This is a genomic window from Mycobacterium sp. 155, from assembly GCF_000373905.1.
GTDB lineage: Bacteria > Actinomycetota > Actinomycetes > Mycobacteriales > Mycobacteriaceae > Mycobacterium.
Map to the genome: position 1 here is coordinate 4,373,955 of NZ_KB892705.1, position 14,431 is coordinate 4,388,385.

General features: G+C 66.0%; 17 protein-coding genes. 12 read left to right on the forward strand and 5 right to left on the reverse strand.

Features of this window, described 5'->3' with window-relative positions:
- Positions 1–132 precede the first annotated feature (132 nt).
- Positions 133–621, forward strand: a complete 489-nt coding sequence (locus tag B133_RS0120870) for a hypothetical protein (RefSeq protein ID WP_026256707.1) — start codon at positions 133–135, stop codon at positions 619–621.
- 64 nt (positions 622–685) lie between these two features.
- Here B133_RS0120870 and B133_RS0120875 read toward each other — a convergent pair whose 3' ends face one another.
- Together B133_RS0120875 and B133_RS0120880 are read right to left on the reverse strand one after the other, a co-directional pair.
- Positions 686–1,651, reverse strand: coding sequence for an acyl-ACP desaturase (locus tag B133_RS0120875; protein WP_018603817.1), 966 nt, complete (start codon positions 1,649–1,651; stop codon positions 686–688).
- A gap of 246 nt (positions 1,652–1,897) precedes the next feature.
- Positions 1,898–2,101 carry a cold-shock protein gene (locus tag B133_RS0120880; RefSeq protein ID WP_018603819.1) on the reverse strand — a complete coding sequence of 68 codons (204 nt, stop codon included), beginning with the start codon at positions 2,099–2,101 and terminating at the stop codon, positions 1,898–1,900.
- A gap of 438 nt (positions 2,102–2,539) precedes the next feature.
- Between B133_RS0120880 and B133_RS24530 the strand changes: the two genes are divergently transcribed.
- The 9 genes from B133_RS24530 to B133_RS0120925 all read left to right on the forward strand — a co-directional run bounded on the left by B133_RS24530 (position 2,540) and on the right by B133_RS0120925 (position 10,453).
- Positions 2,540–2,680 (forward strand): hypothetical protein, encoded by a 141-nt coding sequence (locus B133_RS24530; protein ID WP_018603820.1) that lies wholly within the window; start codon positions 2,540–2,542, stop codon positions 2,678–2,680.
- Between the two features lie 44 nt (positions 2,681–2,724).
- Positions 2,725–3,174, forward strand: a complete 450-nt coding sequence (locus B133_RS0120890) for a DUF5994 family protein (protein WP_255349247.1) — start codon at positions 2,725–2,727, stop codon at positions 3,172–3,174.
- Positions 3,175–3,251: 77 nt separating this feature from the next.
- Positions 3,252–4,550 carry a glutamate-1-semialdehyde 2,1-aminomutase gene (hemL, locus tag B133_RS0120895; RefSeq protein WP_051088150.1) on the forward strand — a complete coding sequence of 433 codons (1,299 nt, stop codon included), beginning with the start codon at positions 3,252–3,254 and terminating at the stop codon, positions 4,548–4,550.
- 23 nt (positions 4,551–4,573) lie between these two features.
- Positions 4,574–5,161, forward strand: a complete 588-nt coding sequence (locus B133_RS0120900) for a histidine phosphatase family protein (protein WP_018603826.1) — start codon at positions 4,574–4,576, stop codon at positions 5,159–5,161.
- Positions 5,161–5,754, forward strand: coding sequence for a TlpA disulfide reductase family protein (locus tag B133_RS0120905; protein WP_018603828.1), 594 nt, complete (start codon positions 5,161–5,163; stop codon positions 5,752–5,754). The genes B133_RS0120900 and B133_RS0120905 overlap by 1 nt, the downstream gene beginning before the upstream one ends.
- On the forward strand, positions 5,751–6,530 hold the full coding sequence (locus tag B133_RS0120910; RefSeq protein WP_018603831.1) for a cytochrome c biogenesis CcdA family protein: 780 nt from the start codon (positions 5,751–5,753) through the stop codon (positions 6,528–6,530). Before B133_RS0120905 ends, B133_RS0120910 begins: the two co-directional genes overlap by 4 nt.
- Before the next feature lie 107 nt (positions 6,531–6,637).
- Positions 6,638–8,158: a cytochrome c biogenesis protein ResB gene (locus B133_RS0120915; RefSeq protein WP_198291101.1), complete on the forward strand. Its 1,521-nt coding sequence runs from the start codon at positions 6,638–6,640 to the stop codon at positions 8,156–8,158.
- Positions 8,159–8,165: 7 nt separating this feature from the next.
- Positions 8,166–9,164: a c-type cytochrome biogenesis protein CcsB gene (ccsB, locus tag B133_RS0120920; protein WP_018603834.1), complete on the forward strand. Its 999-nt coding sequence runs from the start codon at positions 8,166–8,168 to the stop codon at positions 9,162–9,164.
- 50 nt (positions 9,165–9,214) lie between these two features.
- Entirely contained in the window at positions 9,215–10,453 is a 1,239-nt protein-coding gene (locus B133_RS0120925) for a MinD/ParA family protein (protein ID WP_026256709.1), read from the forward strand.
- A gap of 8 nt (positions 10,454–10,461) precedes the next feature.
- Here the strand turns inward: B133_RS0120925 and B133_RS24155 are convergent, their stop codons facing one another.
- Entirely contained in the window at positions 10,462–10,623 is a 162-nt protein-coding gene (locus B133_RS24155; RefSeq protein WP_018603839.1) for a hypothetical protein, read from the reverse strand.
- Positions 10,624–10,673: 50 nt separating this feature from the next.
- On the opposite strand from B133_RS24155, the gene B133_RS0120935 reads away from it, so the two are divergent.
- Both B133_RS0120935 and B133_RS0120940 read left to right on the forward strand, forming a co-directional pair.
- A complete protein-coding gene (locus B133_RS0120935) occupies positions 10,674–10,979 on the forward strand; it encodes a DUF4229 domain-containing protein (RefSeq protein ID WP_026256710.1) in 306 nt (101 codons plus the stop codon).
- Positions 10,976–12,010 (forward strand): aminotransferase class V-fold PLP-dependent enzyme, encoded by a 1,035-nt coding sequence (locus B133_RS0120940; protein WP_018603843.1) that lies wholly within the window; start codon positions 10,976–10,978, stop codon positions 12,008–12,010. Before B133_RS0120935 ends, B133_RS0120940 begins: the two co-directional genes overlap by 4 nt.
- Here B133_RS0120940 and B133_RS0120945 read toward each other — a convergent pair.
- Complete coding sequence (locus B133_RS0120945; protein ID WP_018603844.1) at positions 12,007–13,362, reverse strand: MFS transporter; 1,356 nt, start codon at positions 13,360–13,362, stop codon at positions 12,007–12,009. The genes B133_RS0120940 and B133_RS0120945 overlap by 4 nt on opposite strands.
- A gap of 153 nt (positions 13,363–13,515) precedes the next feature.
- On the reverse strand, positions 13,516–14,412 hold the full coding sequence (locus B133_RS0120950; RefSeq protein ID WP_018603846.1) for a type IV toxin-antitoxin system AbiEi family antitoxin domain-containing protein: 897 nt from the start codon (positions 14,410–14,412) through the stop codon (positions 13,516–13,518).
- Positions 14,413–14,431: the final 19 nt, after the last annotated feature.

Below are 14,431 nucleotides of genomic sequence, written 5' to 3' on the forward strand. Positions count from 1 at the left end.
CCGGCGGAGTGCGGCGATGGGAAACTCCGTCGCTTCGTACGGTCTCGGGTACGGCTGTCAACGACTGGACCGGCGACGAGGGCAATCCCATTTACGGCCGGGCGGATGAGGACGGGTAATAACCTCGCTGGTGTGACCCCATTGGAGCGGATTGCCCCTGCCTTCGTCGAGATGGCCCATTCGATCGTGTGGGCTTCGGCGGCCACTGTCGACGCCGACGGACGTCCACGCAGCCGCATCCTGCACCCCATTTGGGAATGGGATGGCACCGACCTGTTCGGTTGGGTTGCAACTGTTCCCAGCCCGATCAAGCGGGCACACCTGGCGGTGCACCCGTACCTATCGGTGAACTACTGGACCACGAATCACGACACGTGCTCTGCCGATTGTCTGGTGGAGTGGTACCTCGATGACGAGACCTGCACTCAGGTGTGGGATCGCTTCGCCACCGCCCCGGCGCCAGTCGGTTATGACCCGGCGATCATTCCGGGATGGGACGGGCCCACCTCGCCGGGGTTCGCGGCGCTGCGGCTGACCCCCTACCGGCTGAGGGTCATGCCGGGCACGGTCCTCACAGCGGGTACCGGGGATGTGTTGAACTGGCGGTCGGTGGAGTACTGATCGCCCAGCGCCACAACGAGATCGCGCTCTTCGAGCTGTATGGCCATTCGCCAGTGGGTGAATATTACGCCGAGCGTTCGGCTTTGGCGGCCTCGCGTGCGAGCATGCGGTCGCGTTGCTCCTCGAACCTGAGCACCTGCTTCTGCAGGTCCTCCAGATAGGCAGCCAACTGCTCGCGGCGCTTCTCGCCGACCGCCGTCACGTCGTTGCGCTCGAAGATGCGCCACTTCTTGACGTTGGGCATCACGACTTCTTCGAGGTGCTGGCGCAGATCGTAGATGCCGTGCTTGGCCATGACCACGCTGTTGCGGCGCCAGTTGGGCATCCCTCGGCCAGGCATCCGGAATCCCTCGATGATGGCGCACACCGCTTCCATCGCCTGGTCGGGGGACAGGTCGAAGCCGGCCGAGAACATGTTGCGGTAGAAGACCATGTGCAGGTTCTCGTCGGTCGCGACGCGTTGCAGCATCGACTCGGCGATCGGGTCGTCGCAGATCTTGCCGGTGTTGCGGTGGCTGACGCGGGTCGCGAGCTCCTGCAGGGTGGCGTACGCCGAGATCATCAGCGGCCCGGGCTCGTGTATTTCGCGTTCTTCCGCGTCGGGGTCGTAGCCGTTACGCATGTGCTCCATTCGCATGCGTTCCAGCGCAACGGGATCCACTCCGCGGGTCACGACGAGGTAGTCACGGATGACGATGCCGTGGCGGTTCTCCTCGGCGGTCCACTGGTTGACCCAGTGGCCCCAGGCGCCTTCGAGTGAGAAGTGATTGGCCGCGCCGCGATGGTACGACGGCAGATTGTCCTCGGTGAGCAGGTTGGTGACCATGGCAACCTTGGCGACTTCGGACAGACCCGACTGCTCGGGTGCCCAGTCCTCGCCGCCGAGGGCCGCGAAGTTACGGCCCAGGTCCCACGGAACGTAGTCGTGCGGATGCCACTCCTTGGCGACCCTCAGATGATGGTTCAGGCCCTCTTCGGCGACCGGCTCGAGTTCCTTGAGGATCTCGGCGTCGGTCAAATGTCTCTGCATCGGCTCCCCGTGTCCCTGTATCAGTTCCCCCGAACTCGGTGCGAGGACCGTGACACCTTAGCTGGCGAACGTAGGCCAACGGCTGGCAATTACCTTGGAATACGGCTCGCCGTTCCTGTCGAGCTGCCGAACCGCCGGGTGCAACCGGTCTTGACGGGTCACCACCCAGTCGGCAGCGGCGCGTCGTGCGCGAAAACCCCGGAACGGCGTGCTGTGACGCTGTGCCGATCCGGGGTCGCGGGTGGATCAGAGGGCAGTGACGCCCACTGCTTGCGGGCCTTTGGCGCCCTGAGTGATCTCGAACTTCACTCGCTGATTTTCCTCCAGCGAGCGGAAGCCGCTGCCCTGGATCTCGGTGTGGTGAACGAACACGTCTGGCGCACCGCCATCGGGGGCGATGAAGCCAAAGCCCTTTTCGTTGTTAAACCACTTCACGGTTCCCTCGGTCATGCTGTTACTACTTTCTCTTTTTCACGATGAATGCTTGTCGATGCATTCAAATCTGTTGGGGGCCAACGGCCGAAGTCTTGGGTGAGCAGTCGGCCTGCTGCGCCGACGTCGGAATGTCCACCGATCAGGTTGATTCGAATCGGCGACGGCGTGACTTTGACCAGCCACGCGACGAAGTACCGCCGGTTTCGTCAAGTATACCCGGTGGTGCGAACCGGCCCGGCCGGTGGGTGGTTTCGCTCTACGCCTTGCATGGCAGTGGGTGTAGGTTGGTGCAGGTAGGCGTCACATCTCTCAGCGGGTTAGAACGGCGGATTTGAACCGCCGGGCCTTCTCATTGTCGACGCGATCAGCCTGCGGATCATGCACCGATCAGTGGTAGCTCCGCATGATCATTGGCGTGTGGGCGCAGCTCACACCAACTGAGGAGCAGGCCTTATGGAGCCTTCTGTCGCTTTTTCCGATCCGTATCGGCCTGTCGACATCCGCGACTACGTCGACTTCGTGTCGCCGGTGCAGGTACCGGTTTTCTCCGATAGTCCCGATGACCCGTCGATGACCGCCGCGGCGGCGTCGTGAACGGCTTGGCGGGTCCCCGCCGCTCGGCACGACCGGTGAGAGTCGTGCTGGCAAAGGAGATGGACGCCGGCATCGGTGGGGCCTGGTGGCCCTATTCCGGCTCGTTGGCCGCTGAACTGCCGAATCTGGTTGCCGCACTCCATCAACCGTTGGGCGAGATCACCGAGATCTGCCTGAATTGGTCCGAGACGGACGGGCAGCTCGACCTGGACGCAATGGTCAACGGTCGCCGGTGGGCAACGGCAGAACGACCGAAGCGCCCGCGCCTCATCCGGGTGACCGGGCGCACCACGGAGGTCACCCTGCTGGTGGTGCCGCCGCGAACGTCCTTGGCGTTGGGAGCCCTGGTCATGCGCTGCGCGGCGCTGATGCCGATCGACAACTCCGACCGTCAAACATCCCTGTTCGAGACCGCTGACTCTGTGGTGGACGCCGCACTGGCTGAATCCGTCAGGTGGGCACACCCCGTCGGCCACGCGGTCGCTGAAGGTTGATCCCACGCTGCGAGCGCGTGGCCGGAGCACTACACCCTGTAGTTGACGAGGTTGCGGCGGCTGGGACACTGGTGGCCATGCCTGTCACCCAGCGGTCGGCTCAACTCTTCGCCGATGCCTCCGCCGTTATCCCCGGCGGAGTCAACTCCCCGGTTCGGGCTTTCAACTCGGTGGGCGGAACACCCCGGTTCATCACGTCCGCGAACGGCTACTGGCTCACCGATGCCGACGACAACCGGTACGTCGATCTGGTGTGCTCGTGGGGTCCGGCGCTGCTCGGCCACGCCCATCCGGCCGTCGTGAAGGCCGTCCAGACGACTGCCGAGCGCGGGCTGAGCTTCGGTGCTCCGACGCCGTCGGAGACGGAACTGGCTGCCGAGATCATCGGTCGGGTCGCCCCGGTCGAGTTGCTGCGGCTGGTCAACTCGGGCACCGAGGCCACCATGAGCGCGATCCGGCTGGCTCGTGGCTACACCGGGCGCGCCAAGATCATCAAGTTCTCGGGTTGCTATCATGGCCACAGCGACGCGCTGCTGGCCGACGCCGGCTCCGGTGTCGCGACCCTGGGCCTGCCGTCGTCGCCCGGTGTCACCGGCGCCGCGGCCGCCGACACCATCGTGCTGCCGTACAACAACGTCGAGGCGCTGGAAGACGTGTTCGCCCGGTTCGGCGACGAAATCGCATGCGTCATCAGTGAGGCCAGTCCCGGCAACATGGGCACGGTGCCGCCGCTGCCGGGCTTCAACGCCGCATTGCGCCGCATCACCGCCGCGCACGGCGCGCTACTGATCCTCGACGAGGTGATGACGGGGTTCCGGGTCAGCAACGCCGGCTGGTACGGGCTTGACCCCGTCGACGCCGATCTGTTCACGTTCGGCAAGGTGATGAGCGGTGGGCTGCCCGCCGCGGCATTCGGCGGTAGCGCCGAGGTGATGGGGCGGCTGGCGCCGCTCGGACCCGTCTACCAGGCCGGCACCCTTTCGGGGAACCCGGTCGCGATGGCTGCCGGGCTGGCGACGCTGCGCAACGCCGACGACGCGGCCTACAACCGGCTCGACGCCAACGCCGACCAGTTGGCCGGGCTGCTGAGTACCGCGCTGGCCGAGGCGAGCGTGGCGCACCGCGTGCAGCGGGCCGGCAACATGCTCAGCGTGTTCTTCACCGATGAGCCGGTGCACGATTTCACCGCTGCGAAGGCCACCGAAACTTGGCGTTTCCCACCGTTCTTCCACGCGCTGCTGGCGGCCGGCGTCTACCCGCCGTGCAGTGCGTTCGAAACCTGGTTCGTGTCAAGCGTTTTGGATGATGCGGCATTCGAGCGCATCGCCGACGCCCTGCCGGGTGCGGCCCGTGCCGCTGCGGAGGCTCGACCGTGACCGTGAGAACGACCGTGCACGTCATGCGGCACGGTGAGGTGTTCAATCCGGAGAAGGTGCTCTACGGTCGGCTGCCGGGCTACCACCTGTCGGACCGGGGCCGGCTGCAGGCGCAGGCCGCGGCGGACTGGCTGGCAAACCACGACATCATCTACGTGGTGGCCTCGCCGCTGGAGCGCGCACAGGAAACCGCCAAACCGATCGCAGAGAGCCACGGTCTGTCCATCGACGTCGACGACAGCCTCATCGAGTCGTGGAATTCGTTCGAGGGTGAACGCGTGTCACCCGGCGACGGCGCCCTGCGCGACCCGAAAAACTGGCCGCGGCTGCGTAATCCGATGAAGCCGTCGTGGGGCGAGCCGTATACCGAGATCGCTCCGCGGATGATGGCTGCGCTGAACCGGGCCCGCGAGAAGGCCGCCGGCCACGAGGCGGTGTGTGTCAGCCATCAGCTCCCGGTCGAGACGCTGCGCCGTGCGATGACGGGTCGCAAGCTCGCGCACCTGCCGCTGCCGCACAGCCGGTTGTGCAACCTGGGGTCTCTGACGTCGTTCACCTTCGACGGCAACCGTCTGGTTCGCTGGGGATACACGGAGCCCTGGGGAGTCTAGTGAAGTGGTTGGTCGCGCTGCTTGCAGCGACACTGTTGGTCTCCGGGTGCTCTACCGGTGACGACGCCGTCGCGCAGGGCGGCACGTTCGAGTTCGTCGCGCCGGGCGGTAAGACCGACATCTTCTACGACCCACCCGAAAAACGCGGTACGCCAGGCAAGATCATGGGGCCGGAACTCACCGACCCGGCCAAGACCATCTCGCTCGACGACTTCGCGGGCAAGGTCGTGGTGATCAACGTGTGGGGCCAGTGGTGTGGCCCGTGCCGCGCCGAGATCAGCCAGTTGCAGCAGGTCTACGAGTCCACCCGCGACAAGGGTGTGGCGTTTCTCGGCATCGATGTCCGGGACAACAACCGCGACGCCGCAGTCGATTTCGTCACCGATCGCAAGGTCACCTTCCCGTCCATCTATGACCCCGCGATGCGCACCATGATCGCGTTCGGCGGCAAGTACCCGACGACGGTGATCCCGTCGACCGTGGTGCTGGACCGCGAGCATCGCGTTGCCGCGGTGTTCCTGCGGGAGCTGCTGGCCGCGGATCTGCAGCCGGTCGTCGAGAAATTGGCGGCCGAGGCAGGCCCGAAGACGTGACCGGATTCGCCGAGATCGCCGCCGCGGGGCCGGTACTGCTGGCCCTGGGGGTCAGTGTGCTGGCCGGTCTGGTGTCGTTCGCGTCGCCGTGCGTCGTGCCGCTGGTACCCGGTTACCTGTCGTACCTGGCCGCGGTCGTCGGGGTCGACGAGTCGGACGCCGCGTCCGGTGCGGTCGGGGTGAAGACCGCACGCCTGCGGGTGGCCGGTGCTGCAGCGCTGTTCGTCGCGGGGTTCACCGTGGTGTTCCTGCTCGGCGCCGTCGCCGTCCTCGGCATGACCACCACGCTGATCGTCAACCAACTTCTGCTGCAGCGCATCGGCGGTGTCGTCACGATCGTGATGGGGCTGGTGTTCGTCGGGTTCGTGCCGATTCTGCAGCGCTCGGCGCGGTTGACGCCGCGGCAGTGGTCGACGCTGGCTGGCGCTCCGCTGCTCGGCGCGGTGTTCGCGCTGGGCTGGACACCGTGCCTCGGACCCACATTGACGGGCGTGATCGCGGTGGCGTCGGCGACCGACGGCGCGAGCGTCGCCCGCGGCGTGACCCTGGTGCTGGCGTACTGCCTCGGGCTGGGCATCCCGTTCGTGTTGCTGGCCCTCGGGTCCGCGCGGGCCGTGCAAGGGCTGGGCTGGTTGCGCCGACACACCCGCGCCATCCAGATCTTCGGCGGCATCCTGCTGATCCTGGTGGGCACCGCGCTGGTCACCGGCTTGTGGAACGACTTCGTGTCCTGGGTGCGTGACGCCTTTGTCAGCGACGTGAGGTTGCCGATATGACCCAGGCCCCACCGCGAGCAGACGCGAAAGCACCCGAGACACGGCGTGTCGGGGTACCTCGGCGTCTGCTCGCGGTGGTTCGCAACACCTGGCGGACCCTCACGTCGATGGGCACGGCGCTGGTGCTGCTGTTCCTGCTGGCGCTCGGAGCCATCCCCGGCGCGCTGTTGCCGCAGCGCAGCCTCAACTCGTCGAAGGTTGACGAATATCTCGCCCAGCACTCGACGATCGGCCCGTGGCTGGACCGGGTGCAGGCCTTCGACGTGTTCTCCAGCTTCTGGTTCACCGCTATCTATGTGCTGCTGTTCATCTCACTGGTCGGCTGCGTGACGCCGCGGCTGATCGAGCATGTCCGCAGCCTGCGGGCCGTGCCGGTGGCCGCGCCCCGCAACCTGACCCGGTTGCCGAAGTACCACGCCGAGCAGGTCAGCGGCGATCCGCAGCAGCTGGCCGAGCAGGTGACCCATCGGCTCAAGGGTTGGCGCACCGTCACCCGCACCGAAAACGGCAGCACCGAAATTTCCGCAGAGAAGGGCTATCTGCGGGAGTTCGGCAACATCGTGTTCCACTTCTCGCTGCTCGGGCTGCTGGTCGCCGTGGCTGCCGGCAAGCTGTTCGGCTACGAGGGCAACGTCATCGTCATAGCCGACGGTGGTCCCGGGTTCTGCTCGGCATCTCCGGCCGCGTTCGACTCGTTCCGGGCCGGCAACACCGTCGACGGCACTTCGCTGGATCCCATCTGCCTGCGGGTCAACGACTTCGACGCCCACTATCTGCCGACCGGCCAGGCCCTGTCATTCGCGGCCAACATCGACTACCAGGCCGGCGACGATCTGGCGGCCGACACCTGGCGGCCCTACCGGCTCGAGGTGAACCATCCGCTGCGCATCGGCGGGAACCGGATCTACCTGCAGGGGCACGGCTACGCACCGTCGTTCACCGTCACGTTCCCGGACGGGAAGTCCCGCAGCCAGACCGTGCAGTGGAAGCCCGAGGAGCCACTCACCCTGCTGTCCTCAGGCGTGGTGCGGATCGATCCGCCGGGCGGCAGCTACCCCGACGCCGACGAGCGCCGCAAGCATCAGATCGCCATCCAGGGGCTCTTCGCCCCCACCAAGCAACTCGAGGGCACGCTGTTGTCGTCCAGCTTCCCGGCGCTCAACGATCCGGCGGTCGCCGTCGATATCTACCGCGGCGACACCGGCCTGGACACAGGTCGTCCGCAGTCGCTGTTCTCCCTGGACCCGCGCCTGATCGACCAGAAGCGGCTCACCAAGGTGGCGCGGGTCAACCTGGTGAAGGGTCAGGTCACCCGCCTCGACGACGGCACCACGGTCCGGTTCGACGGGGCGGTGCCGTTCATCAACCTGCAGGTGTCCCACGACCCCGCGCAGATCTGGGTGCTGATCTTCGCCATGTCGATGATGGGCGGGTTGCTGGTGTCGTTGGTGGTGCGCAGGCGCCGGATCTGGGTTCGGTTGGGAGCCGCTCCGGCGGCGACATCCGGCGAAGGGCCGCTTCCTCCAGGAGGTACCGTGAGCGTCGAGTTGGGCGGATTGGCCCGTTCCGACAACTCCGGGTGGGGCGACGAGTTCGAGCGATTGACGCAACGGCTGCTGGGAGAGTGACGCACGCATGAATACAGAGCACATCGATATCGGGTTGGCCCGGTACTCGGACTGGGCTTTCACGTCGTCGGTGGTGGTGCTGGTAGGAGCGATGCTGCTGCTGGCCGTCGAACTGGCGTACTCCCGCGGCCGCAAGGTCGATGAGCGCTCGCGCGAAGAGCAACTGGTCGGGGAACGCGTCCTCATCGGCGCCATGGTCGGGGCTGACAGTGCCACCCCGGGTGTGGTCGCGGATATCCCCAGGCGCTCCACCGATGAGCGGATCGGCCGCGCCGGCCTGTCCCTGGTCTATGTCGGTATCGGGCTGTTGTTCGTCTGCATCGTGCTGCGCGGCCTGGCCACGTCGCGGGTGCCGTGGGGCAACATGTACGAGTTCATCAACCTGACGTGCTTCGCGGGTTTGGTGGCGTCTGCGATCGTGCTGCGCCGGCCGCAGTACCGCGCGCTGTGGGTGTTCGTGCTGCTACCGGTGCTGATCCTGCTGGCGGTATCGGGTCATTGGCTCTACACCAACGCCGCGCCGGTGATGCCTGCGCTGCAGTCGTACTGGCTGCCGATCCATGTCTCGGTGGTGAGCCTGGGCTCCGGGGTATTCCTGGTGGCCGGCGTTGCGAGCATCCTGTTTCTGGTCAAGATGTCGCCGCTGGCCAATCGTGACAATGCGTTCGGCCGGATCATCCAGCGTCTGCCCGACGCCCAGACGCTCGACCGGATCGCCTACCGGACAACGATCTTCGCGTTCCCGATCTTCGGTTTCGGGGTGATCTTCGGCGCCATCTGGGCCGAGGAGGCGTGGGGCCGCTATTGGGGCTGGGATCCCAAGGAGACGGTGTCGTTCATCGCCTGGGTGGTCTATGCCGCCTATCTGCACGCCCGCTCGACCGCCGGTTGGCGGGACCGCAAGGCCGCGTGGATCAACGTCGTGGGTTTCGTCGCGATGGTGTTCAACCTGTTTTTCATCAATCTGGTTACCGTCGGGCTGCATTCGTACGCCGGCGTTGGTTAGGTGATGTGGCGCGCGGGTAGCGCGCGGCGCCCGTATGGAGGGGAGATTCCATGTCCGAGTCCGAATCAACTGAACACCCAGCGTCGGACACGGTGGATGTGTCTGCAAACACCCCGGACGAGCCGACGCTCAGCCACGCCGCACCCCCTCCGGCACACGTAGTCGACCAGCCGACACCGGCGGCATCCGGTTTCCGCGGGCAGCAGCGGTTCAGCGATCCGAGTACCAGCGCGGGACCGCCGCCGGAGTGGACGGCTCCGACGCCGCCGCACGGTGTCCCTGTCGTTGCGACACCGGTGGACGGTGTACCGCAGCCGATGCCTGCGCAGCCGGACTTCTCTTCGCCGTACCGGGACCTGTCGACCACCGCACTGCTGGGCCAGCGCAAGGACCCGCCGTCGTCGGGGTGGCGCAAGTGGCTGTACGTGTCGACGTTCAAGCTGGTCAATGTGGGGGAGAGTCCCAAGGTCAACCACCACAACGACCTGCTGGCCCAGGTGCGCCAGCCGTTGCACGGCTGCTACCGGATCGCGCTGCTGTCACTCAAGGGCGGGGTGGGCAAGACCACCATCACCGCGACGCTGGGCGCCACGTTCGCCTCGATCCGCGGCGACCGGGTGGTGGCTGTCGACGCCAACCCGGACCGGGGCACGCTGAGCCAGAAGGTTCCGTTGGAAACCGCCGCGACGGTGCGTCATCTGCTGCGCGACGCTGAGGGCATCGAGCGCTACAGCGACGTGCGGGCCTACACCTCACAGGGGCCGAGCCGGCTGGAGGTGCTCGCTTCGGAAAGCGATCCCGCGGTGTCGGAGGCGTTCAGTTCCGACGACTACACGCGCACCCTGGAGGTGCTGGAGCGGTTCTACAGTGTGGTGCTGACGGATTGCGGTACCGGACTGATGCATTCGGCGATGGCGGCCGTGTTGTCCAAGGCCGACGTGCTGATCGTGATCAGCTCCGGTTCGGTCGATGGGGCACGCAGTGCGTCGGCGACGCTGGACTGGCTCGACGCGCACGGCCATCAGGATTTGGTGCGCAATTCGGTCGCGGTGGTCAACGCGGTGCGCCCACGGTCAGGCAAGGTGGATTTGTCGAAGGTGGTGGATCACTTCTCACGGCGCTGCCGGGCGGTGCGGTTGGTGCCGTTCGATCCGCATCTGGAGGAGGGAGCCGAGATCAGCCTGGAGCGGCTCAAGCCGAAGACCCGGGAGGCGCTCATCGAGTTGGCTGCAGTGGTGGCCAGCGACTTTGCCAAGTCGCGGCGGCATCGCAGCGAACTGCGCGGCTGACCTGACGGCTACGGCCGCGGGTTGTCACCGTGTCCGAGTCGGCGCAGGAAATCAGGATCGTCGTCGGGGCCGATGACACGGGTCTTGGATCTGTTCGCTGTCACCCGCGTCAGTCGCCAGCCGACGTAGACCAGGCAACTCAACACGAGTAACAGGAGTAGGTAAGCCACTCGAGAAACCTCCTTTACCTGAATATACGCGTGGTCGGTAGGCTCGGGTTGTGTCAGCAAGTCGTCCGGCGGCCCGCTTGGTTGTCGATGTGTTGGTCTATGTCGGGGCCCGGCTCGCGCTTGTCGCGGTGTTGACGGCAGTGATCTTCGGTGGTGGGCACCTGCTCGGGGTCCGCGAATTCCCGATCGTGGTGGCGTTGTTGTTCGCCCTGGTGATCGCGCTGCCGTTGGGTATCTGGCTGTTTCGCCCGCTGCGGGAGCGTGCCACTGCGTCCATAGCGGCTCTCGACGAACGCCGGCGTCAGGATCGCGAACAACTGCAGGCGCGGCTGCGCGGCGAAGACCCAAAGTCGTGAGGGAGGCTTTCGGCGCCGAATTCGCCGGGGCCGAAGGGTTTCTCAACACACCGACGTTCGGGCTGCCGCCCCAGTTCCAGCTGGAAGCCCTGCAGCGGTGTCTCACCGGCTGGCAGTCCGGGACGATGGACGCCGCGTCGTTCGATGAACCCGTACGGGCCGGGCGCACGGGCTACGCGCGGCTAGCCGGGGTTCCGGTCGAGTCGGTGGCCATGGCAGGCAATGTGTCGGCCGCACTGGGACTGGTGGCAGCCGCTATTCCCGATGGCAGCCGGGTCGCCGTGCTCGCGGGCGAATTCACCAGCACCACCTTCCCGTTCGCCGCGCAGGGCCGCGGTGTGACGGTCACCGAACTCGCTCCCGACGATCTGCTGCACAGCGCCGCCGACTTCGACGTGGTATCGGTCAGCCTTGTGCAGTCGGCCGACGGTGCGGTGCTCGATCTGGCGGCCCTGCGCACGGCTGTGCAGGGCACCGACACCCTCACCGTGGTCGACCTCACACAGGCCCTTGGCTGGGCATGTCCCGATGTGGGTTGGGCAGATGTCACAGTGGCCGCGGTGTACAAGTGGCTGCTGTCACCACGGGGCACCACCTGGATGTCGTTGAGCGAGCGCGTGGCTGCGACCATGACGCCGCACGCGGCGAACTGGTATGCGGGCGAGCAGCCCTGGCAGTCGATCTACGGGCTGCCGCTGCGGCTGGCTGCCGACGCTCGCCGGTTCGACACCTCGCCGGCCTGGTTCAGTGTGCTCGGAGCCGGGCTGGCGCTGCCGTGGCTGGCGTCGCTGGATCAGGTCGCGGTCAAACACCACGTCGTCGGACTGGCCAATCGGTTGCGCGCCGAAATCGGGCTGCCCCAGCAGGATTCGGCGATCGTATCGATTCCGATCGCCGATGCGGCAGACCGGTTGCAGCGGGCCGGGATTCGTGCGTCGATCCGGGCCGGCGCCGTGCGCGTGGGCTTTCACCTCTACAACAACGACAATGATCTGGATCGGCTGCTCGATGCGTTGGGGGTTCACGGCTAACTATCTGCCGTGACGAATGCCGAGCCCTTCTCGCGGTCCAGGTAGGTGGTGGCTTTGTTCTTCAGGAAGAACAGGTACACCACCAGAGAGATCGCGATGCACAACGTGACGTAGGCGATGAACAGAGGTACCTGGTCCTTTTCCTTGAGGGCCTGGTAGATCACCGGCGCGGTGCCGCCGAATATCGAATTGGCCAGTGCGTAGCCGACTCCCACGCCGAGTGCCCGCACATGGGCGGGGAACAGTTCGGATTTCACCAGCGCGTTGATCGACGTGTAGCCGGTCAGCAGCACGTAGCTGACCGCGACGAGCAGGAACGACATGACGGGCGAACGGGTTTGGGGTAGGTAGGTGAAGAGGACGTAGGTGTAGACGACGCCGCCGAACCCGAAGAACAGCAACAGCGGTTTGCGTCCCACCTTGTCACTGATGATTCCGCCGACCGGTTGGATCGCCATCAGAAAGATCAACCCGATGAGGTTGATCCAGGTGGCGGTCATGGCCTGGTCCTTGTAGGTGGCCTTGACGATCGCCGGGGCGTTGACGCTGTAGGCGTAGAACGCGATGGTGCCGCCCATGGTGATCAGGAAGCACAGCAGCAGCGGTTTCCAATAGCGGGTGAGCAGCTCGCTCATCGACCCGGAGCTGTTGTCCTGCCCGGCTTTAATCGCCTCGAGTTGCTCCTGCGACAGCGACTCGTCCATCGTGCGGCGCAGCCAGAACACCACGACTGCGGCGACGCCGCCGACGGCAAAGGCGATGCGCCAACCGAATTGGCTCACCTGTGCGGTGCTGAACGCGGTCAGGATGATCAGCAGCGTGAACTGGGCGAGCACATGGCCGCCGACCAGCGTGACGTATTGGAAAGACGAGAAGAAGCCGCGGCGTTCCCGCGTCGCGGCTTCGGACATGTAGGTGGCCGACGTGCCGTACTCGCCACCGGTGGCGAACCCCTGCACCAGCCGGCACAGTATGAGGACGATCGGGGCGGCCGCACCGATGCTGTCACGGGCCGGTACCAAGGCGATGACCAGGGAGCACAGTGCCATCAGCGACACACTGAAGGTCAGCGCGGCGCGTCGGCCACGGCGGTCGGCGAACCGGCCGAAGAACCACGAGCCGATCGGCCGCGTGACGAACGTGACGGCGAAGATCGCGTAGATGTAGACCGTCGAGTTCTGGTCGGCCGGATCGAAGAACTGCTTCTCGAAGTACGTGGCGAACACGGTGTAGACGTAGACGTCATACCACTCGACGAGGTTGCCCGACGATCCCCTGATCGTGTTCCAGATGGCCCGACGGGTCGCCGCCCGGCCTGATGGCGGTGGCGGCTGTGCGGTCGAAACGGTCATGCTCGTCTCCAGACGGTCGGCCGGTCGAGGAGCAACGTTAGTGGAATGCAGTGCCGCCGTGGGCCAACTTTCTCCCCGCGAGCAGACACTGCGGTCCCCGACACGCCGGCTTTCCAGTACTGCCATGTCTGCTCGCGGGTACAACCCGGCCAATCACCCGGCCAATGCGGCGCCGTCGAGGTGCCACAGGACCCGACGCACCAACTCTTCGGGACGCCGGCGGATATCGTCGGTCACCGCGGAGACAGTGCTCCAGCCACACTCCCGCAACCGCGCGGTCTTCAGCCGGTCGTGTTTGAAGCCCTCAGGAGTGGCGTGCCATTCCACGCTGTCGTATTCGGCGGCCACTTTCGCGTCGGGCCAGGCAAAATCCACCCGCCACCGGTCACCGTGGCGATCGATGATCTCGTATTGCAGCTCAGGGCGTGGCACGCACCAGTCGATGAACACCAGTCGCATCTCGCTTTCCATCGGCGACTCGGCTCTGGCGTCGGCGTGCGCCAACAGGTCTCGCACGGCGACGATGCCCCTACGTCCTTTCTGCTCACGCACCGCGGAGTCCAATTCCGCGGTGCCGCAGGCGCCCACGTGCAGGGCGGCGTCGAGGATCGCGAGCGCACGCGGCCGGCGCAGGGTGCGGGCGAGCTCGACGGCCGTCCACGCGGGGGTTGTCGCCAGCCGGCCGGAGACGCGTTTCAACGGTGCGCCAACGCGTTGGTGCACCATCAAACCGTCGTCGGGGCGGATCCGAAGTCCGGGATCGAGGATGTGAACGCGGTCGTCGTGCTCGGTGTCGAATCCGTAGAGTTCTGCAGCGGTGTTCATGCAGGCCACGATCGGCATCGAGGTGAGGATGTCCAGGGCCGCAAGTCGATCGAATGTGCCGGGCACGTGGTCGGAGTAGACGCCACGACACACCCGCAGAATTTGCCCTGAGCGTACAAGTGCCGCAAGCGTCTTGCGTGACATGACCGATCTCAACTGCGCTGTGCTGGCTACTCCGCCGTTGATGGCGAACAGGTTCTCGAGATCGATCGCGGCTCTGGGCATCCTTCGATGCTGGCTGTCC

Coding starts and splice junctions, on each gene's coding strand:
- B133_RS0120880 (WP_018603819.1), bottom strand. CDS start 2,101: ATGACCGAGGGAACCGTGAAGTGGTTTAACAACGAAAAGGGCTTTGGC.
- B133_RS0120900 (WP_018603826.1), top strand. CDS start 4,574: ATGCGGCACGGTGAGGTGTTCAATCCGGAGAAGGTGCTCTACGGTCGG.
- B133_RS24530 (WP_018603820.1), top strand. CDS start 2,540: ATGGAGCCTTCTGTCGCTTTTTCCGATCCGTATCGGCCTGTCGACATC.
- ccsB (WP_018603834.1), top strand. CDS start 8,166: ATGAATACAGAGCACATCGATATCGGGTTGGCCCGGTACTCGGACTGG.
- B133_RS0120875 (WP_018603817.1), bottom strand. CDS start 1,651: ATGCAGAGACATTTGACCGACGCCGAGATCCTCAAGGAACTCGAGCCG.
- B133_RS0120925 (WP_026256709.1), top strand. CDS start 9,215: ATGTCCGAGTCCGAATCAACTGAACACCCAGCGTCGGACACGGTGGAT.
- B133_RS0120915 (WP_198291101.1), top strand. CDS start 6,638: ATGGGCACGGCGCTGGTGCTGCTGTTCCTGCTGGCGCTCGGAGCCATC.
- hemL (WP_051088150.1), top strand. CDS start 3,252: ATGCCTGTCACCCAGCGGTCGGCTCAACTCTTCGCCGATGCCTCCGCC.
- B133_RS0120950 (WP_018603846.1), bottom strand. CDS start 14,412: ATGCCCAGAGCCGCGATCGATCTCGAGAACCTGTTCGCCATCAACGGC.
- B133_RS0120945 (WP_018603844.1), bottom strand. CDS start 13,362: ATGACCGTTTCGACCGCACAGCCGCCACCGCCATCAGGCCGGGCGGCG.